General features: G+C 37.5%; 20 protein-coding genes and 1 pseudogene. 13 read left to right on the top strand and 8 right to left on the bottom strand.

Annotated elements, in window-relative coordinates; all coding sequences use genetic code 11:
• Positions 1–5: 5 nt before the first annotated feature.
• The 3 genes from ACN19N_RS09775 to ACN19N_RS09765 all read right to left on the bottom strand — a co-directional run bounded on the left by ACN19N_RS09775 (position 6) and on the right by ACN19N_RS09765 (position 1,858).
• Positions 6–467, bottom strand: coding sequence for a super-infection exclusion protein B (locus ACN19N_RS09775; protein WP_420001229.1), 462 nt, complete (start codon positions 465–467; stop codon positions 6–8).
• 78 nt (positions 468–545) lie between these two features.
• The gene (locus ACN19N_RS09770) at positions 546–1,265 is read right to left on the bottom strand and encodes a UDP-2,3-diacylglucosamine diphosphatase (RefSeq protein WP_420001228.1); all 720 of its coding nucleotides are present in this window, start codon (positions 1,263–1,265) and stop codon (positions 546–548) included.
• Between the two features lie 83 nt (positions 1,266–1,348).
• On the bottom strand, positions 1,349–1,858 hold the full coding sequence (locus tag ACN19N_RS09765) for a peptidylprolyl isomerase (protein ID WP_087547167.1): 510 nt from the start codon (positions 1,856–1,858) through the stop codon (positions 1,349–1,351).
• Positions 1,859–2,026: 168 nt separating this feature from the next.
• Between ACN19N_RS09765 and ACN19N_RS09760 the strand changes: the two genes are divergently transcribed.
• Positions 2,027–3,754 carry a glutamine--tRNA ligase/YqeY domain fusion protein gene (locus ACN19N_RS09760; RefSeq protein ID WP_269230052.1) on the top strand — a complete coding sequence of 576 codons (1,728 nt, stop codon included), beginning with the start codon at positions 2,027–2,029 and terminating at the stop codon, positions 3,752–3,754.
• A gap of 425 nt (positions 3,755–4,179) precedes the next feature.
• On the opposite strand, the gene ACN19N_RS09755 is transcribed toward ACN19N_RS09760, so the two are convergent.
• Positions 4,180–4,893, bottom strand: coding sequence for a glutamine amidotransferase (locus ACN19N_RS09755; protein ID WP_420001227.1), 714 nt, complete (start codon positions 4,891–4,893; stop codon positions 4,180–4,182).
• A 31-nt stretch (positions 4,894–4,924) separates the two neighbouring features.
• Entirely contained in the window at positions 4,925–5,890 is a 966-nt protein-coding gene (locus ACN19N_RS09750) for an alpha/beta hydrolase (RefSeq protein WP_269238162.1), read from the bottom strand.
• 159 nt (positions 5,891–6,049) lie between these two features.
• Here ACN19N_RS09750 and ACN19N_RS09745 point away from each other — a divergent pair, with 159 nt between their 5' ends.
• The 3 genes from ACN19N_RS09745 to ACN19N_RS09735 all read left to right on the top strand — a co-directional run bounded on the left by ACN19N_RS09745 (position 6,050) and on the right by ACN19N_RS09735 (position 9,074).
• Positions 6,050–7,762, top strand: coding sequence for an AAA family ATPase (locus ACN19N_RS09745; RefSeq protein ID WP_420002375.1), 1,713 nt, complete (start codon positions 6,050–6,052; stop codon positions 7,760–7,762).
• A 10-nt stretch (positions 7,763–7,772) separates the two neighbouring features.
• Positions 7,773–8,135 (top strand): 5-carboxymethyl-2-hydroxymuconate Delta-isomerase, encoded by a 363-nt coding sequence (locus ACN19N_RS09740; protein WP_420001226.1) that lies wholly within the window; start codon positions 7,773–7,775, stop codon positions 8,133–8,135.
• Positions 8,136–8,222: 87 nt separating this feature from the next.
• On the top strand, positions 8,223–9,074 hold the full coding sequence (locus ACN19N_RS09735) for an AraC family transcriptional regulator (protein WP_420001225.1): 852 nt from the start codon (positions 8,223–8,225) through the stop codon (positions 9,072–9,074).
• 32 nt (positions 9,075–9,106) lie between these two features.
• Here ACN19N_RS09735 and thiM read toward each other — a convergent pair whose 3' ends face one another.
• Positions 9,107–9,922, bottom strand: coding sequence for a hydroxyethylthiazole kinase (gene thiM, locus ACN19N_RS09730; protein WP_420001224.1), 816 nt, complete (start codon positions 9,920–9,922; stop codon positions 9,107–9,109).
• 34 nt (positions 9,923–9,956) lie between these two features.
• Positions 9,957–11,117 carry a hypothetical protein gene (locus ACN19N_RS09725; protein ID WP_293745557.1) on the bottom strand — a complete coding sequence of 387 codons (1,161 nt, stop codon included), beginning with the start codon at positions 11,115–11,117 and terminating at the stop codon, positions 9,957–9,959.
• A gap of 229 nt (positions 11,118–11,346) precedes the next feature.
• On the opposite strand from ACN19N_RS09725, the gene ACN19N_RS09720 reads away from it, so the two are divergent.
• From ACN19N_RS09720 to ACN19N_RS09705, 4 genes are all read left to right on the top strand, one after another.
• Positions 11,347–11,820 carry a DUF2147 domain-containing protein gene (locus tag ACN19N_RS09720; RefSeq protein ID WP_269230060.1) on the top strand — a complete coding sequence of 158 codons (474 nt, stop codon included), beginning with the start codon at positions 11,347–11,349 and terminating at the stop codon, positions 11,818–11,820.
• Positions 11,821–11,963: 143 nt separating this feature from the next.
• Positions 11,964–12,440 (top strand): DUF2147 domain-containing protein, encoded by a 477-nt coding sequence (locus ACN19N_RS09715; RefSeq protein ID WP_269230061.1) that lies wholly within the window; start codon positions 11,964–11,966, stop codon positions 12,438–12,440.
• 240 nt (positions 12,441–12,680) lie between these two features.
• Positions 12,681–13,118 carry a DUF2147 domain-containing protein gene (locus ACN19N_RS09710; RefSeq protein ID WP_269230428.1) on the top strand — a complete coding sequence of 146 codons (438 nt, stop codon included), beginning with the start codon at positions 12,681–12,683 and terminating at the stop codon, positions 13,116–13,118.
• Between the two features lie 208 nt (positions 13,119–13,326).
• Positions 13,327–13,800 carry a DUF2147 domain-containing protein gene (locus tag ACN19N_RS09705; protein WP_269230062.1) on the top strand — a complete coding sequence of 158 codons (474 nt, stop codon included), beginning with the start codon at positions 13,327–13,329 and terminating at the stop codon, positions 13,798–13,800.
• A gap of 55 nt (positions 13,801–13,855) precedes the next feature.
• On the opposite strand, the gene ACN19N_RS09700 is transcribed toward ACN19N_RS09705, so the two are convergent.
• Positions 13,856–14,113 carry a hypothetical protein gene (locus tag ACN19N_RS09700; protein ID WP_004652954.1) on the bottom strand — a complete coding sequence of 86 codons (258 nt, stop codon included), beginning with the start codon at positions 14,111–14,113 and terminating at the stop codon, positions 13,856–13,858.
• A gap of 432 nt (positions 14,114–14,545) precedes the next feature.
• Here ACN19N_RS09700 and pepN point away from each other — a divergent pair, with 432 nt between their 5' ends.
• From pepN to ACN19N_RS09675, 5 genes and pseudogenes are all read left to right on the top strand, one after another.
• Positions 14,546–17,152, top strand: a complete 2,607-nt coding sequence (gene pepN / locus ACN19N_RS09695) for an aminopeptidase N (protein ID WP_420001223.1) — start codon at positions 14,546–14,548, stop codon at positions 17,150–17,152.
• 111 nt (positions 17,153–17,263) lie between these two features.
• Positions 17,264–17,950, top strand: coding sequence for a dienelactone hydrolase family protein (locus ACN19N_RS09690; RefSeq protein WP_420001222.1), 687 nt, complete (start codon positions 17,264–17,266; stop codon positions 17,948–17,950).
• Between the two features lie 67 nt (positions 17,951–18,017).
• A complete protein-coding gene (locus tag ACN19N_RS09685) occupies positions 18,018–18,434 on the top strand; it encodes an RDD family protein (protein ID WP_269230065.1) in 417 nt (138 codons plus the stop codon).
• A 280-nt stretch (positions 18,435–18,714) separates the two neighbouring features.
• Positions 18,715–19,015 (top strand): annotated as a pseudogene (locus ACN19N_RS09680) (hypothetical protein); the annotation flags it as partial.
• Entirely contained in the window at positions 19,011–19,676 is a 666-nt protein-coding gene (locus tag ACN19N_RS09675; protein WP_420002374.1) for an MgtC/SapB family protein, read from the top strand. The pseudogene ACN19N_RS09680 and the gene ACN19N_RS09675, both read left to right, overlap by 5 nt.
• Positions 19,677–19,754: the final 78 nt, after the last annotated feature.

The following is a 19,754-nucleotide window of genomic DNA, read 5'->3' as shown; positions in this document are numbered from 1 at the left end:
CATAACTAATAGAGTATATTTGGATTTAGTTGCAAATATTTTGCGAGTGTCGGATCAATTCGAAAGATTTTTTTATGACCTTCTATTTTTCCTGTATAAATAATAAATTTGACAGACTCTAACCATCCAACAGCACTATCATTTGGATTTAATGCTTTCTCTTGGATTTTATTATTAATGTATATAGATAAAATGTTTTTTTCTTCGTAATTCAATGATTTTATTTTGTGAGCCAATGCTTTGTTTTCTTTGGAGAAAATAAATTTTTTAGTATGGTGGTTGTAAATTAAGTATAAAATATCATAAACCATACATGAGAAGCTGATCAGGCCAACTAACACAAGTAATGTGGAATATTGCTGTGTTATGTGGGCTAAATCATCATCTAGTTCGAGAAAACTACTCGTGAAAAGTAAGCACAAAAAAATGAAAAAAATAACATTATATTTTTTGAGATTTAGACTCATATTTTAGGAATCATCATAATATCGTTTGAATATAGTAAATGATAATGCAATATTCGTACAAGTTGAAATTAATACTGCTTAAGGTATATTCCAATGAATAATTTTCGGTTTTCTATGAAAAGCAATCTCTAAAATTACGGCTTCATTTGTTCTTTCTCGCCAATCACCTAAAACAATACGTTGTTTGTTGAGTACATGGTGAATGTCTGGACGATGAGTATGTCCATGAATTAAATAATCGACAGGTGTGATGACTGATTCTACTGCTTGTGTATTCACATCCATAATATCATAGCTTTTCATTTGCTTAGTTTCACTACTTTTCTTACGGAAACCATTAGCAAGTTTTTGTCTAAAACTCAAAGGAGTACGTTTTAAGAAACCGAGTAAAATGGGGTTGCGAATTACTTTGCGAAAACGTTGATAGGCAATATCGTCTGTGCATAAGGCATCACCGTGTTCGAGTCGAAATTTTTTGTGATCAATTTCGAGTATATAAACATCAGGTAATAGAATACCGTTAAATTGCTTTAAGAATTTTTGACCTAAGGCAAAATCTCGATTACCCACTTGGAAATACACTTGATTGCCTGCTTCAGCGAATACTTGTAAAGCGCTGACAATTTCATCTAACCATGGCGCAGTGTAATCATCACCAATCCAAGCATTAAACCAATCACCTAGAATATAAAGTTGGGTATTTTTATTTTGATACTCTTTCAATAAAGCCAAAAACCCTCGAACGAGTCGAGGGTGATCAGGTGACAAGTGTAGATCTGAAATAAACAGGTAGGTCACACTTTTTTCCTTTTAATCTCCCTAAATCCCTCTTTAAAAAGAGGGACTTTCCTCCCTTTATAAAAGGAGGTTAGGAGGGATTATTACTCAGCAATAATTTTAGCTGATTCAATCACAACGTTCTCTAAAGGAACATCTGCATGGTAACCACGGTTACCAGTACGCACACCTTTAATTGCAGCTACAACATCCATACCTTCTACAACTTTACCAAATACCGCATAACCCCAGCCTTGTGCAGTTGGCGCTGTGTGGTTTAAGAAAGAGTTATTTTTTACGTTGATAAAAAATTGAGCTGATGCAGAATGAGGAGCTTGCGTACGTGCCATAGCAATTGTGCCTTCATCGTTGCTTAAGCCGTTGTCAGCTTCATTTTCGATTGAGTCACGTGTTGCTTTTTCTTTGAAGTTTTCGTCCATGCCACCACCTTGGATCATAAAACCATCAATCACACGGTGGAAAATTACGCCGTCATAGAAACCGTCGCGTACATATTCTAAGAAATTTGCAACCGTTTTTGGTGCTTTTTCAGCGTTAAGCTCAAGAACAATACGACCTTTGTTGGTATTTAATTCGACTTGAGGAAAACTCATTACATTAATCTCCTAAACATGGGCTTGTGACCATGGGTTTTTGGTTGAGAGAAGCATAAGCAAACTGTAAACTACAAGGCAAGTAAAAAACGTTAAAATCTTTCAGAAAAAGCAAAGATTGCGTTTTATTTCCTATTTTTTTTAACTGTAAGAAGTGATTTACACCCTATGAAGCCAAATGATGTTGTTTCAGAACTGCCAAAGACCCCGACACCGAATACTCAAACCACTGTCGACGCCGCGCAGCAAGAACAACAGGCAGGCTTGGATTTTGTACGTCAAGTGATTACAGATGACTTAAATCAAGGTCGTACTCAAAAAGTTGTGACTCGTTTTCCACCTGAGCCAAATGGTTATCTACATATTGGTCATGTCAAAGCGATTTGTCTCAACTTTGGTATTGCTGAAGAATTCGACGGTTTATGTAATTTACGTTTTGATGATACAAACCCAGATGCCGAAGAACAAGAATATGTTGATGGTATTGCCAATGATGTGAAGTGGTTAGGTTTTAACTGGAATGGTGAGCCTCGCTATGCATCAAGTTATTTCGATCAACTTTACACGTGGGCTGTTCAATTAATTGAACAGGGGGATGCCTATGTGGACTTGCAAACACCTGAAGAAATTAAGTTGAATCGTGGTAGTTTCATTGAGTTAGGTAAAAACTCGCCATATCGTGATGCTACAGTTGAGGAAAACTTAGCGCGTTTCGAACAAATGCGTAATGGTGAAATCCAAGAAGGTGGTGCTGTTTTACGTGCCAAAATTGATATGGCAAGCCCGAATGTACATATGCGTGACCCGATTCTTTACCGCGTATTGCATTCAGAGCATCATCAAACAGGTGATAAGTGGAAAATGTATCCAATGTATGACTATGCTCATCCATTGTCAGATGCAATTGAAGGGATTACCCATTCACTCTGTACTTTAGAGTTCCAAGATCACCGTCCATTCTATGATTGGGTTGTGGAGAAAGTTCATTCTCCTGCTGTACCGCGTCAATATGAGTCATCACGTTTAAATATCGATTACACCATTACTTCTAAACGTAAATTGCGTAAATTGGTTGAGGGTAACCATGTACAAGGTTGGGATGATCCGCGTATGCCAACCGTAGTGGGGATGCGTCGCCGTGGTTTTACCCCAGAAGGTTTACGAGATTTCTGTAAGCGTGTGGGTGTATCGAAAACAGATGGTATTGTGGATGTTGCAATGCTTGAGTTCTGTATTCGTCAGTCTTTGGAAAATGCAGCAGCACGTGGCATGGCTGTACTGAATCCATTAAAAGTAACCTTGACCAATTTACCTGAAGAATTAGATTTAACTCATTCACGTCATCCAAATGTTGATATGGGTGAACGCGTTATTCCGTTAACACGTGAAATCTATATTGATCGTAAAGACTTTGAAGAGGTTGCACCAAAAGGCTTTAAACGTTTGATTCCAGAAGGCGAAGTGCGTTTACGCCATGCTTATGTGATCAAGTGTGATGAAGTAATCAAAGATGCCAATGGTGAAGTAATTGAGCTTAAATGTTCAATTGATCCTGAAACGTTAGGCAAAAACCCTGAAGGTCGTAAAGTCAAAGGGGTCATTCATTGGGTCTCTGCAACGAAAGGTATACCTGCTGAAATTCGTATTTACGATCGTTTATTTACTGAAGCAGCACCAGATGCGACGGATGATTTCTTGGCAAATCTAAATCCTGAATCATTGAACGTGGTACAGGCTGTGATTGAACCTGCATTAGCACAAGCGAAGCCAGAAGATCGTTTCCAGTTTGAGCGTGAAGGTTATTTTGTTGCAGATCAACATGATCATCAAGTTGAAAAACCTGTGTTTAACCGTATTCTTGATCTTAAAGATAGTTTTAAGGCTGAGAAGAAGTAAGTTTCAATCAGGGATTTATATTCGTTCTTAATATTTATAAATTTTATAATAGTATTCATCTAAAAACCCAGCTTTAGAAGTTGGGTTTTTTAGATGAATCATTTATGGATTGATGTGATAAAAATAAATTACCATTGAAATAAGTAGAAGAACAGATATGAATAAATAGGTATTGATAGAGTGAAAACTCTTTATCAGCTTAAGCATATTCTATAGTCCAGCTAAAATAAGATGAATGCTCATATTCTATTGTCTTATCCAAAAATAGCTTGATTGTAATGTCGTCTGTTATTGGTCTTAATGTGTGATTATGTAAGGAAAGTTTGAAAAGTGTAATATTTTCAGTGTATTTTTTGCTTAAAACCACTCAATTGATATAATTATCGGCTGTGACAAGCATATGCAATTTGAGTGGTTATATGGATTTAATTATTTATTTTATCTAAAAATGTTTGGACAATTGTTCGGCATTGCCTTTCCAATTGCGCTGCATAATTTAAATTATCTTGTCGTAACTGAGGAATTGATAAGCCTGCATGCCGTATTTCACACGTATGCCCAATGAGCCATTTCTCAAAACTGTGTTGGTTTATCTCAAGATGAAATTGTAAAGCTAAGATGTTATTCCCGATAGAAAATGCCTGATTGGGATAAATTGCCGAGCTTGCAAGTAATGTCGCATGAGGTGGTAAATCAAATGTATCGCCGTGCCAATGCAGAACTTCAGTGTTTTCAAGTGCAGATAAGGGATTATGCTCAACGGCTTTGATTTCCAACTGACTCCAACCAATTTCTTTTTGATGACCTGCGTAAACTTTTGCACCTAATGCGTGTGCGATTAATTGTGCACCTAAACAAATACCAATAGTTGGTTTATTCGCATTCAAGCGTTGCTTGAGGCCTTCAATCTCTTCTATAAGAAAAGGGTAGTCTTCAGTTTCATAAACACCAATTGGTCCACCAAGAATAATGGTAAGACCTTCATAATTTAAAGCGGGTTTAAGATCATCTACACCTGCTTCGAAATAACGAACACGAAAACCGAGTTGATAAAAAATATCTTCTAATGAACCTAAATCTTCAAAGGCAAGATGCTGAATTGCATAAACTGTTTTAGGTAAAGAAATTGAAGTATCCATAATCTGAGTAATCACTATAAATAGAGCTTAATTAAGGCATTTTTTGTTCGAGCCAAGAAAATAAATCTTGATAGACTTTCTCTCGCACAGGCGGTGCAGACAAGACCAAATCATGTAAGCCATTTTTGATTGCTAAGGTTTGTACATCACCTTTCATTTTCTTTGCATTGTGTGTCATATCTTTGACATCTAAAATCACATCACTTTGCTGTGCATCAACACCCCATTTTTTTGGATATTTGGATTGGTGTGAATGCATAATCAAGGTTGGAATATTTAAACTAATACCGCGATGGATTTCTTTTTGTGCTTTGTGGATCGCACGTACAAAACATAAATGAACAAAAGGGAGTGATTTGGGTTTCCAATTTAAGTTGAAATCCCATTCACCATAGAAATCTTTATGTAGGCTTGGTGTATACCATTGATTTAAGCCACTTGGGAATTTTGCATTTGGTAAACGTTTGCCAACCCTACCGAGTAAAGGGATTCCCATTTTTTTTTCGACGACACTTTTATAAAAATCATAAAAAGGACTATTGGTCCATAGTGCTTTAATCAGGCGATGATCTGGGTAATGTGCGGCGTAGAGCGTTGTAATTAAGCCGCCCGTTGAGTGCCCAGCAAGTAAAACTTGATTGTGATTTTCTTGACCAATAATTTCGAGTGCTTTACTGATCTCAGCATCATATTCACGAAGGTCTAGAATATAATAAAACTTCTGATGCGGTAATTTTGAGCGTCCGTATTTTCTGAGGTCAAGTGCATAAAAATCATAACCATGCTGGTTAAATTGTTCTGCCATTTCTGTTTGGAAAAAGTAGTCAGAAAAACCATGAATATATAGAACTGCTTTCTTGGTGGCTTGAACTGCTTTCTTGCGAACTAATGTTGCAACGACTTTCCCATCATAATCATCAGCAAAATTTAAAGTGAGTTGCTGATAATCTTCTCCTAATATATCTTTTTGATATTTATATGAATTTAAACTGTTCATTTTTATATCTAATCTGAATTAATTAAGAAACACATTAAATGAAAATGTTTGGATGTCAATGTAAAAGTGAGATACAAACAGTTCTCAAAATCAGTTTGAGTTTTTACTTTTACAAAAAAATCGTTAAGCTATGTGCTGTTGTTTTTGACTGACGAAATTATGAAACAAGAGACTGCACTGAAGTTACTTAAAGCTGGGGAAAATGTTTTTTTAACAGGTTCCGCGGGTGCAGGAAAAACCTATACGCTTAATCAATATATTCACTATCTTAAAGCGCGAAAAGTCCCCGTTGCGATTACGGCTTCTACAGGGATCGCGGCTACGCATATGAATGGAATGACCATTCATACATGGGCAGGGATTGGGATTAAAGATCGTTTGAGTGATGATGACCTCAAACGAATGAAAGAGCGTAAATATTTAAAAGAGCATTTAGAAAATGCCCAAGTCTTAATTATTGATGAAATTTCAATGTTGCATGCCAAACAACTCAATTTGGTTAATCAGGTGCTTAAATACTTTAAAGAAAGTGATGAGGCTTTTGGTGGGATTCAAGTCATTGTTGCGGGTGATTTTTTCCAGTTACCACCTGTGGGTAGAAAAGATGAAAGCAATCGGGATAAATTTTGCTTTATGTCTGAGGCATGGGTTGAAGCAAAATTCCGTGTTTGCTATTTAACGGAACAGCATCGTCAGGATGATGAAATTTTAAATCAGATATTAAATGCGATTCGAGCACAGAGCATTCAGCAGAATCATATTTTCGCATTACAGCAATCTCGTCAGCACGATATTGGTGAAACCTTTACCCGTTTATACACACATAATATGGATGTGGATAACATCAATTATCAGCATCTCAACGAAATTGAGAATGAAAGCCACCAATTCAATGCGGTTGTCGATGGCAACGACAAATTAATCGAAACCTTAAAATCTTCAGTACGCGCACCTGAAGAATTGACCCTTAAAAAGCATGCCAAAGTAATGTTTGTCAAAAATAACTTCGATATGGGTTATATCAATGGCAGCTTAGGTGAGGTCATTGGTTTTGAGGAAGATGATAAACAAGGGATTTTACCAAAGGTCAAATTGACAGATGGAACGACATTACTTGTTGAGCCAGAAACATGGTCAATTGAAAATGAAGCAGGCAAGGTGATTGCAAGTTATCAGCAAATTCCTTTACGTTTGGCGTGGGCGATTACCATTCATAAAAGTCAGGGTATGACTTTAGAAGCAGCAGAAATTAATTTAACGCATACTTTTGAAAAAGGTCAGGGTTATGTGGCTTTGTCTCGATTAAAGTCACTGACTGGACTGAAATTGCTTGGGTTTAATGAACAAGCACTTGAGTTGGATAGTTTAGCAATTAAAGCAGACCGCCGTTTTCAGGAATTATCAACCGAAGCAGAAGTGAATTTTGAAAATATTGATCTAACCCCACAGCATAATGCCTTTATTCGTCATTGTGGCGGCACGCTGAATGCAACTGAAATTGCACGCAACGAGAAAAAACTTTCGAAAGGCGAAAAACAGAATTATGCAGCAGCGACTTTAGAGGAAACGCGTGCTTTATTTGAAGATGGATATGAAATTGAAGATATCGCGCATGAGCGAGGGCTAACGCCTGCAACGATTATTAACCATCTCGCGCGATTGCATAAAGAGCAAGGATTAGATATTTCCATTGCCAATCCTGGTGATGACGTGGTTGAAGAAGTCCGCAAAATTTATAAACGTTTGCATAAACGTAAAAATCCAGAACATTTTACCGATGATGGTTCAATTAAGTTACGTCCAATTGTGGAAGCTACAAGTCCACGTATGGCTTATGATCAAGTCCGTTTAGCTTTATTGTTTGTTGAATAGGGCGAATCAAATGCCTCATATGATTGTTCACTATTCAGCAAATTTAACAGCGTTAGATCCGCTAGAATTGCTCAAAGACCTAAATACAGTGTTGCTTAAAACTGAGCTGTTTAGCGTAAATGATATTAAGTCTCGTGTTTTTAAAGATGAGGTATTTTTAATTGGGTTGGAGGATCATCAAGAAGCTTATGTTCATCTAAAACTTTATATTTTGAGTGGACGAACCCAAGTTCAGAAGCAAGCAGCAGGTGAGGCATTACTCCGATTGTTAGAACAAAAAGATTATCTAAAAAATGAGGCTGAATATTCAATTCAATTATGTGTTGAAGTGATTGATATGCCAAAAGAGAATTATTTTAAGGCGACGATTTAATTTGATTTGAAAATCCGCAATTCTGATCAAGTTTACAGGATATGAATCTTGCAAATTAGCTTTCATCAAATGAATTGAGTTAAATGTATGTCGCTATATGATCAGAAGTTGCAACGTGTATGTGAGTACATCCAGCAACATCTAGATGATGAGCTAGATCTGAATACGTTGAGTCAAGTTGCATCACTATCTAAATTTCATTTTCATCGCATTTTTGTAGCGAATACAGGTGTGAATCTGATGAAGTTTATTCAGTTGTGTCGTTTAAAACGAGCCTCATTTCAACTTGCATTTTGTACAGACACCAAAATTATTGATATTGCTTTACAGTCTGGTTTTGATAGCCCTGAAGCATTTAGCCGCGCTTTTAAACGTTCATTTGATCAAACCCCAAGTGCTTTTAGAGAACAGCCCCATTGGCTATCTTGGCATGAAAGGTTTATTTTTTATTTACCTCCGAGAGAAATCATGATGAACGTTAATATTGTAGAAAGAGCAGAAGAGAAAATCGCATTTATTTCTCATCACGGTGCACCAAAACGTGTATTTGAAACGGCAGCACAATTTATTCAGTGGCGCAAAGAAACGGGATTATCTCCTATAGCAAAAAGCCGCACCTACGGTATTCCATTTTCTGACCCTGAACAGACTTTAAGTGATGAATTCCGTTTTGATATTGCTGGAACAATCACGGCGGATATACCTGAAAATACATACGGTGTAAGCACAGGTACTCTTCCCAAAGGCAGCTATGCCGTTATTCGGCATTTGGGCAGTCACGATCATATTAAAGACAGTGTTTACTATCTATATCGGGACTGGTTGCCACAATCAGCACGTGAAGTAGGGGATTTTCCCGTCTTTTTTCACTACCACAACTTTGTTCATGATGTAGATGAATGTGATTTGATCACAGACATTTATTTATTACTGAAATAGCTCTCAAGCTCTGCTAATTAAGCAGAGCTGAATTATAAAATTTCAATATCTACATATTGCTGAATTAAATTGTCATCGAGCATGTGTATGTAATCTAAAAAAGCGACATTAAAGCTTCCAACTGTTTGTGCATGTTCATAAGCCAGTTTGCCTGCAATCGCAAAATGAATATGTGCAGCAAGCGCTGCAATGGTTGAATTCGTTACTGCATGATAAGCAGCGGTTAATGCACCTAGAGCGCATCCTGTTGCAGTAATTTTAGGCTGTAAATGGCAACCACCATTTACTTTGATTACCATATCGAATTGTTTGGAAATGATATAGTCAGATTCACCAGAAATCGCAACACACTCAGTATGCTGTAACAAGCTTTTTGCTTGAGCATAAACATCATGGCTGTTTAATGTGCTATCAACACCTTTAGATTGAACTTGACTGCCCGCTAAAGTACTAATTTCAGAGGCATTGCCGCGGATAATGGTAGGTTGAAACTTAAGTAATTGATCAACAGTTTCACTACGCCATTTCAGGATTGATCCATAGCCAACAGGATCGAGTACCCATGGTCTTTGTTGCTGTTGTGCTGTTTCAGCAGAAATGAGCATCGCTTGAGTTTGTTCAGTCGTCGGTGTACCAATGTTGATGCTTAAAGCTGCACAAATGTTTGTAAAATCTGCTGCTTCAAATGGATTATCGATCATTGCGGGCGATGCACCAGCTGCAAGTAAGATATTTGCGACGTAATTATTGGCGACACTATTGGTAATACATTGTACCAATGGGGCTTGTTGCTGAAGAGCTTGCCAAGCTTCAATCACTTGCTCAATGAGTTGTTGTTTTTGTGACATTCATCACCCCTTAAAAATTTTAAAAAATAATAGTTTAACGCGTAAAGTAGTGGTCTTGATGCTTACATCGACGACAAATCAATGATACATAGTCTGTAGCATCATAATCGACTACAAGATCATTTGAACCGCAATACATGCAACGCTTTACTGCATAAAAATTTAAACGAGGTTCGATCTTGCGCCAAGATTTCCAGACAGGCTGAATAAAAACACTCTCGTCATAACCCAAAAATTTAAATAATAATACTTCGCTCATTTTACTAAATGGAATGGTGTATGGGCGAGGTAATGTCGTGGTTTCCCAACGTTCAGCCAAAGCGCGTTCACGATATTGTTCTAATGTCTTTTTGAGTAAGTTGGTATTAATAAATTTATCGTTTCTTGCCTGCAATGCTTTTTGCTTATAGAGGTACTCTAACGCAGTTTGAATTAAGTAAAAAATTTGACCCACTGCGAGCCCTTCCATCAGACGATAGCAAAAGGCTTGAAATGAGCGATTGCCAGCGATTTGAATGCCCCAAGTTCTACAATAAAATTGCATGAACTGGACGATTTCTTGATAAAGAATCAAATACAAAGCATCTTTAACTTCATCTGTCGTTTTGAAGGGAATACCTAAACTTAGATTCTCATAAAACCAATGGCGCAATTGTTGGGTTACACTAAATAAACTCGGATCAGAATAACCATCAAGCCGAAGATTAAGATAAAAATGTTCTGTTTCTAGGCTCGAATCTTGTGATTTAAATATGCCTAATTTGAGTAACTCTTGAACGAGTTGATTTTGAAATAAATAATTGGGGGTGAAATCATGATATTTAATGTTCTTCCAGTGGATGAATTCATCATGCTGTACATCTTCACGAGCATAACTGTCCAACAAACTTAGTAAAAATAATTTATGCATAAAGCTGAGTTGATTCAGGCTATAAATCACTTCATCTTTGACTTTGTATTTACGTTGTTCTTGTAAAATGGTTTGTTGAGTTTGTTTTTTGCGCTGAGCGGTGCATTGAGCACAATGGCAATTCAGTCTGCTGTCACTTTTAAATACACGATGTTGGCAATGACTACATTCATGAAATTGGAATTCTTGTGAGTATTGCTCAGCTTCAATCCAGAACATGGATGCTTGGCACAATGGACAATGGCTACTTTCATCTAACTGCTTTTGCAGAATCTGTAAATCCATTGACAATAAACCTATATAACCACGAAATGAAAGGATTATACATTGCTCGTGCTCGGAGTGAGAAAAAGATTATTTGCACTGAAAAAGTAGTTTTGTATTGAGATTTAATCCACTGAATTTTATATAAAAGCTAAGCAGGTGGCTGATCTATTTTTTAAAGTATGGTAAATTTTTGCCCCATATTAAAAGATGTTATTAAGTTTGTTTATAGAAGTAGAAAGAGATAAGGATGAATAATCAAATATTGTTGAAATGCTCTATTGCATTAATTGCTTGTTTTACAAGTATTCTCTCATATGCAAGTTCAATTGAAGGCTATTGGCGCAGTATTGATGATCGAACGGGTGAGCAGTTGACCATCATTGAAATCAGGAAAGCACCAGATAATACCTATCGCGGAAAAATCGTTTATATCTATCCGAATGCGCAAGGGGCGATCGTAACACATTGTGTTAACTGTCCACCGCCATATACAGGAAAGCCACGTTTAGGTTTAGAAGTTTTAACTGGTTTGGTTGAAGACCCCAATAAAGCAAATAGTTTTATTAATGGGCGCATCTTAGAGAGCAAAACTGGAAAAGTGTACAAAGGTAAAGCTCGATTAAATGCAGATGGTAAGCATTTAAATATGCGCGGTTATGTTGGAATTTCGGCTTTGGGTAGAAATACGGTTTGGATACGCACAGTTAGTGCGAACCCGTAATCATTTCTTTCTTATTGTGTGAGTTGCTTAAAATTCATTGTGATTTTAAGCAATTAAATATCCACTCGTCTTGTTGACTGTCTAAGAACATTGGAATAAAAATATATTAGATGGATCTACTTTGCACTTAGGGAGAGCATATTATGCAAAAACATTCACTCATGAAAGGAATCGTGGGAATTTCATTTGCCCTATTCGCAACTGCTAATTTCGCGATGACACCTGAAGGCTTTTGGAAAAGTATTGATGACCGTACGGGTGAACAGCTTTCAATCGTAGAAATTAAAAAGAAACCTGATAATACTTATACTGGCACAATCGTATATCGTTACCCAGTACCGGGTGGTGGAACGGTATTAACCAATTGTGTGAAATGCCCTGAGCCTTTCAAAAACAAACCTATTTTAGGACTTCAGATCGCATCAGGTTTGCGAGAAGATCCTAAAAATCCAAACCATTTTATTGACGGAAAAATACTCGAACCTAAAACGGGCAATCTTTATAAAGGCAAAGCTCAGTTAAGTGCTGATGGTAAACGTTTACGTATGCGTGGATATATGGGGATTTCTGCTTTAGGTCGTACCCAAGTTTGGATTAGGACTGACAGTGCCAATCCTTAACCCTGTTGAACAAATAAATTTGGTTCAATATCAGGGTTTATGTCTTAATGAATTTATGTCTAATTATATTTTAGCCATTTTATGAATTCATCTATTTAGATCAGTTTCAATGCTTTGATATTGAATCAAAGAGGTTTTTTTATGCTCTATCCTAAGAGATCGAGCATAAAAAACATTTTCCGTATTCAAAATGTTGAGGCTTGTATGTATAAAAATTCATTAAAGAAATGCCTAATCGGAATGGCATTGGTTATTACAAGTGTTGGTAGTTATGCAAGTTCAATCGAGGGTTACTGGAAAAGTATAGATGATCGTACGGGGGAGCAGCTTTCAATTGTCGAAATTAGAAAAGGCACTGACGGTTATTATCATGGCAAGATTGTCTATCGTTACCCTAATGCACACGGTATTAAGTTAGCCAATTGTGTTAAATGCCCTGAGCCATATACTAATCATCCAATCCTTGGCTTAGAAATCTTATCAAAGCTTAAAGATAACCCTGATAATCCAGATGCGTATATTGATGGTAGAATAATGGAACCAACCAGTGGCCGGATCTACAAGGGTAAGGCACTTGTAACGAGTGATGGAAAACGTTTACGTATGCGTGGTTATATGGGAATTTCAGCATTAGGTCGAACAGTGGTCTGGTTGAGAACAGATCGTGCAAGCCCTTAAAATAAAACTGTGATATATCAGGTCAAAGAATTTGTTTTTATTTATTTTAAAATAATGTTATTCATTACATGAATTTTACCAGTTGGATCAGTTGTTTTTTAAGCAAAAGGACTAATTGGTAGCGTGAAACTTATCTGAAAATATGGTAAGTTTCAATAATTAAACCTATAAATATTAATGGGTTGGCTTTTAAAAAGACGGGGTTAGTATGCTAAATCAAATGTTTCTGAAAGGAATCATGGGAGTTTCTATTGCTTTTTTAAGCATGACTGCTTTTTCAGCTTCGATTGAAGGTTATTGGAAAAGTATTGAAGAACGTACAGGTGAGCAACTTTCGATTGTTGAAATCCGTAAAGGATCAGATGGTCGCTTTCATGGGAAAATTGTTTATCGTTATCCTAATGCTCGTGGTTTTTCCCTTGCGAACTGTACCAAGTGCGCAGCTCCAAATACCAATAAGCCAATTCTTGGCTTAGAAATTTTATCAGGTTTTAGAGAAGATCCAGATAAGCCAGATTCATATATTGATGGTCGAGTATTAGAAGCAACAAGTGGTAAAGTTTATAAAGGTAAAGCGGTCGTAACGGGTGAAGGTAAACGTTTACGTATGCGCGGTTATATGGGCGTTTCTGCCTTAGGTCGTACAGTCGTCTGGTTACGAACAGATAGTGCAAATCCTTAATTAGTGTAATAAAAAACCTCGAAAATATTTCGAGGTTTTTTATTAAATGTAAAAGTTAAACAGGGCATGGTAAGTTTTCGTCCTCCTGACCGATTTTTTTGGCTGCAATAAGTGCTTGTACTTTTTTACTCGGCAATTTTTCTTTGCCAAGTGCATCATAAGTGTTCACAATGTTGGTCACTTCTAAGGTTGTCAGTTCAATTCCTTCTGCTGTTAAAAAAACGGAAATTACATGATGATCGACGCCAGCTTTTGCAAGATCATGGATCGCTTTAATATTTTCTAAACGATATAAGTGTGCTTTTAATTCCATCGTCTTAACCCTCGCTTGATTTATTGTATTACCTACATTGGCATATAAACTTAAGCAATAACCGTGCACAAAATGTAAAACTCAGGAAAAAAATGTAAGTTGCGCGATAGAACGCAATTGGTTCTGTATTTTTTATTTAAGATTGGAAAACGATGTTGTAATTTTGTCTAAATGATCGGGCAATTTGCAGATCAAATTTGAAAACCTGAATAGTAAACCCAATAAAATTATTAAAACTGATACCGAGCCGTAAAGACAGGTTTTATAAGTTGGCGTATGATCTGATAGAGTTTCACCGATACTTCTGACAAAAGTGATTTGTCACAAAAATTTAGGTGAAATAAGGCATGATTTGTGCAACCGAATGACTTTAATCAAGAAGTCTTGCTAACAAGACCATCTAAACGACATGATGAAAGATAAGGAATACTGATGAATATTGCGGCACAACCTCCCGTACAAGCAGATCAAACCATTTACCTCAAAGATTATCAAAAACCATCTTTCTTGGTTGAATCAATTAACTTAGATATTCAAGTCTATGATGATCATACGATTGTTGACTCAGCCTTAGTGATGAAACGTCAAAAGACTGGTGCTTTGGTGCTTTTGGGGCGTGATCTTGAATTAAAGTCGATTCAATTGAATGGGCAAATCCTGAGTGCAGCGCAATATGATTTAGACGATGAGCAATTGTTGATCACAGATGCACCAGATGAGGTCATTTTAAAAATCCAAGTCATTATTCATCCTGAGTCAAATACGCAACTTGAAGGTTTATACAAGGCGGGTGATTTATTCGTTACCCAAAATGAACCTGAAGGTTTCCGTAAAATCACCTTCTATCCTGACCGTCCTGATGTATTGGCTGAATTTACTACCCGTGTCGAAGCCGATAAGAAATATCCAGTTTTACTTGCCAATGGTAACTTATTGGAAACAGGTGAGGCTGGGGAAGGTCGTCATTTTGCAATTTGGCAAGATCCAACCAAGAAACCAAGCTATTTATTTGCCTGTGTGATTGGTGATTTGGCGGTACTGAGAGATCGTTACACCACGTCAGAAGGTCGTGATGTTGATCTTGAAATTTATGCAATCGAGAAAGATATTCCAAAATGTCACATTGCAATGGAAGCGTTAAAGCACTCTATGCGTTGGGATGAAGAGCACTATGGTCGTCCTTATGATCTCGACAATTATATGATTGTCGCCGTCAGTCAGTTCAACATGGGTGCAATGGAAAATAAAGGTTTGAATATCTTTAATACCTCATGTGTACTTGCCGATGAAGAATACACCACTGATGCTGCGATTATGCGAGTTCAGTCCGTCATTGCACATGAATATTTCCATAACTGGACAGGCAACCGAATCACCTGTCGTGACTGGTTCCAATTGTGTTTAAAAGAGGGCTTAACGGTTTTCCGTGATCAGTCTTTCTCTGAGGATTTACAATCAGCGGCCGTACAACGAATTGATGATGTAGCGGTATTGAAATCACATCAATTCCCAGAAGATGCTGGCCCATTATCGCATCCGCCACGTCCAGATCATTTTGTTGAAATCAATAACTTCTATACTGCGACAGTGTATGAGAAGGGTGCTGAAATCAACCGTATGATGGCAACGTTATTGGGTAAAGAAAAATATCGTCAAGGGACTGATGAATATTTCCTGCGTCATGATGGGCAAGCAGTCACAGTTGAGGACTGGGTTGCTGCATTGAGCGCAGGTTCAGGTGTTGATCTATCTAACTTCCTCACTTGGTATAACCAACCTGGTACACCAAAGTTAGAAGCGAAAGGTGAATATGATGCTGCTGCACAGACTTATCGTTTAAGCTTCAAACAGAGCTTGAAAGCACATCCAAAATATCCAAATCTCAAGGCAGTGCCAATTCCTGTGGCTCTGGCATTATTTAATGCCAATACAGGTGAACAATATACCTTGCACAGCACTGATCTGTTTGTGAATGAGGTCAAAGATGGCGTGTATTTATTTGATCAAGATGAGGCAACAATTGAATTTACAGATGTGACGGAGCAACCTGTGGCTTCGTTATTACGTAATTTCTCTGCCCCTGTGAATTTAGTCTTTGATTATTCCAATGATGATCTTGCCTTCTTGATTCAGCACGAAACCAATGGCTTTAATCAATGGCAAGCGACACAAACTTTATTGGAACGTATTCTTTTAGAAGACCATAAGGTGGATACCTATATTCAGGCAATTAAAAATACCTTGCCAGACCTAGTGAATAAAGATCCGTTATTGGCATCGCGTTTATTTGATGTACCAAGTGAAAACTATTTAGGCAGTCGTATTGATCAAGACTATGAGCCTGAATTGATTCGTGAGAAGCGTGAAGCTGTGCTAGACCGTTTAGCACGTGATTTAGGTTCATTCTGGAAAGAGACTTATTTGGCCTTAGATCCAGACCAGCAAAAAGAGTTTTCTTTAGCAATGGGCGTGCGTTCATTAAAGAATATCACTCTGAATATGTTGGCGCGTCAAGGCGATGAGTCTGTATTTGATTTGGCTTATGCGCAATATCAACAAACAGGCAATATGTCCGAACGTTTAGGCGCATTGCGTGTTTTAGTCTGGAATGATGCGCCACAAGCGCAGGCTGCACTTGCAGATTTCTATAACCGTTTTAAAGATGAAGCCTTGTCTTTAGATCAATGGTTTAGCATCCAAGCATCGAATCCATGTGCGACAGCGGAAACGATTGAGTATCTGACTAAGCACGCCGATTATGATTTGGGAACACCGAACCGTATCCGTGCAGTGAGTGGTGGACTTGCTGCGAATCCAGTGAATACGTGGAGCTTTGGTGTCGATCATTTCATTGAGCTTGCCGCTTATTTGGATGAGAAAAACCCAATTTTAGGTTCGCGTTTATTACAAGTGCTGTCACGTTGGTACACCTTGGCTGAACCGCAACGTAGTCAGGTGCAACAAGCACTTAAAGCATTGCAGCCTAAAGTAAAATCGAAAAATGTAGCAGAAACATTGAACAGTTTACTCAGTATTTAATTTACTGATTGAATGAATAGGAAAAGGATGTCGTCAGACATCCTTTTTTATTTGACAATTAATATTGTCAGAAATAGTATGGAAATCATTCGAATGTAACGGATGACTGCAATGGAAATAAAAACAATCACATTACCGACACGTCAAATCGAAGTTGAAGTGTATGTACCTGCACAAAGCTCTGAAAAAACGCCTGCGATTTTATTGCTACACGAGTTATTTGGTATCCTCGATGTTTATAGAGAAGATGCACAAGACTTGGCTGATCGAGGTTATTTGGTTTACGTGCCTAATTTATTTAGTGGTGGTGCAGTCAAATATTGTATTCGTGCTATGGTGAGTAAGGCAGGACGTATCAATTCAGCGGACAGTGAAGTTAATCAAGAAATTCATGTATTACTCGATGCATTAAAGGCAGACCCAAGATCTAATGGTCGCTTGGGTATGTTAGGTCAATGTTTAACAGGTGGTTACGTCATTCAAATGGCAAAGCGCGAAGATATGTTAGCACCTGTGGTTTATCATCATTCTCTGGGGATTCAAGGTGCTGGTGTTCCAAACAACGAGTCTCTGGATGAAGTTCGCATTCTACAGGGACATTGGTCTACGGTTGATCCATTTTGCCCAGCGACCAAACGCAATAAACTGATCCAGCAATTGGGTGATCGGGTTGAAGCTTATATTTATAATATGCCGCATGGTTTTCGTAGTGTCAGTCGAGGACTGCCTGAGGCGAAAATGGTTTGGCAACGTACCATTGATTTTTTTGAGCGCGAGTTAAAACAAAATATTGTATAAATGCTATGCTAATAAAGCGATTATTTATAAGCATTTATGTCTATAGAAATAGAAAAGTGAGGGGAAAATGTCACATAAATATGAATATGCAGGTTTTTGGATACGTTTAGGTGCATCTATTATTGATAATATTATTATTATGGTTGCATTAGTGCCGATTGGAATGTTGATGGGTTGGAACTCTATGTATTCATCTGAGATGACATCAACCGCAGATTTGCTTTGGCAAATTTTAATGGCCGCTTTCTGTGTATTCTGTTGGGTTAAATTTGCTGGAACTCCAGGTAAACGTTTGTTGCGTTTGAAAGTCTTAGATGAAAGGACTGGAGAAAATGTCACAGTTGGTCAAGGGATTATTCGTTATATCGGTTATTTTCCAGCAATATTAGTTCTATTTATTGGTTTGATTTGGGTGGCTTTTGATTCTAAGAAGCAAGGCTGGCACGACAAAATGGCAAAAACAGTAGTCGTTAGAGAACTTTAATTTAGAGTGAAATTCTCTCATGTAATGAAAAATTCATACGATAGGGCTTGTGGATCAATTCGCATGTCCTACAATGCCATTGAGTTTATTCACGGAGATCCTAAATGGGAAGTTGTTCGACGTTTGGGTTTAATAAAGGATTAAGCCAAAGCGAATACTGAGCAAGTGAGCTATTTAGGTCGGCTATCTTGCAATGAGATAGCTTTGTTAAAATATTCTAAACCCTCCTATAAAATTTTGCTGTATCCGCAAAATTTATTGTATTGACTGCATCCTGTTTAGTTTCTCACCTAAAAAAGACGGCACTTGGTCTTATCAAGTCGTACCTGCCTGTAATCTCAATCAAAATTTAGAAGTATCTTTGGGCTATCACTCAAGTAAGGATCAAGATCAGATTCATGGCTTTTCAGTTCAAGCAAAAAGCATTTTAAGGCCAATGGAGAATGATTGGGGTGTTGCCTTTACAGCTATCCCGTGATGATGTTGCTCATCATGGGGATTTAAACTGGTTTTTGAATGTTCCTGTCAGTTTTCAACTCTTAGATCAACGTTTAGCATTGGATACCAATCTAGGTTATCAGCCTGTCCGTTGCTTTTATTCTCGGTGCATTGATTGGATTTGAACGTCAATATCGACAACGTACAGCAGGACTTAGAACAAATGTTTTAGTTGCTGTGGGAGCGGCGATTTTTGTAGATATTGCAATTAATTTGACTGAAGCCGATGGAGCAGTTCGGGTGATTGCTTATGTTGTTTCAGGAATTGGTTTCTTAGGTGCAGGTGTGATTATGCGCCAAGAAGGCAACATTCATGGTTTAAATACGGCTGCGACATTATGGTGTTCTGCTGCTATCGGTGCTTCGGTAGGCGCTGATTTGATTGTTGAAGCAGTTTTGGCAACAGGTTTTATCTTAGCTGCAAATACGTTGTTAAGACCTATTGTTCATGCCATAGATCGCCGCCCATTAGATGATGAGGCAGAAGTCTTACATGTCATCTATATTATTTGTGATCGTACTCAGAGTAAGGTAGTCATGGACGAGCTGAATCTAACTTTGAAACATCATAACTATCCTGCCAAAGATATTGATGTAACGCCGTTTGGTGAAAAAGAGGTTGAGATCGAAGCGACACTGATTGCGAGTTCAATTGAGGCTGAAGATGCGCTGCATATTATTAATCATCTGAACGCGATGCCACAAATTCGTCAAGCTTTCTGGGATAAAAATGCAATTAACTAAGTTATGTATATCAATATTTTAAATAGTTCTATTGAGAATGACTATCTCGTAATTGATATATAAGTCTTTTATTGTTTC

It is taken from the genome of Acinetobacter sp. LF10 (genome assembly GCF_048585715.1).
GTDB lineage: Bacteria > Pseudomonadota > Gammaproteobacteria > Pseudomonadales > Moraxellaceae > Acinetobacter.
The sequence above is the reverse complement of the archived record's forward strand: the minus strand, read 5'-3'. Positions and strand labels throughout refer to the sequence as shown.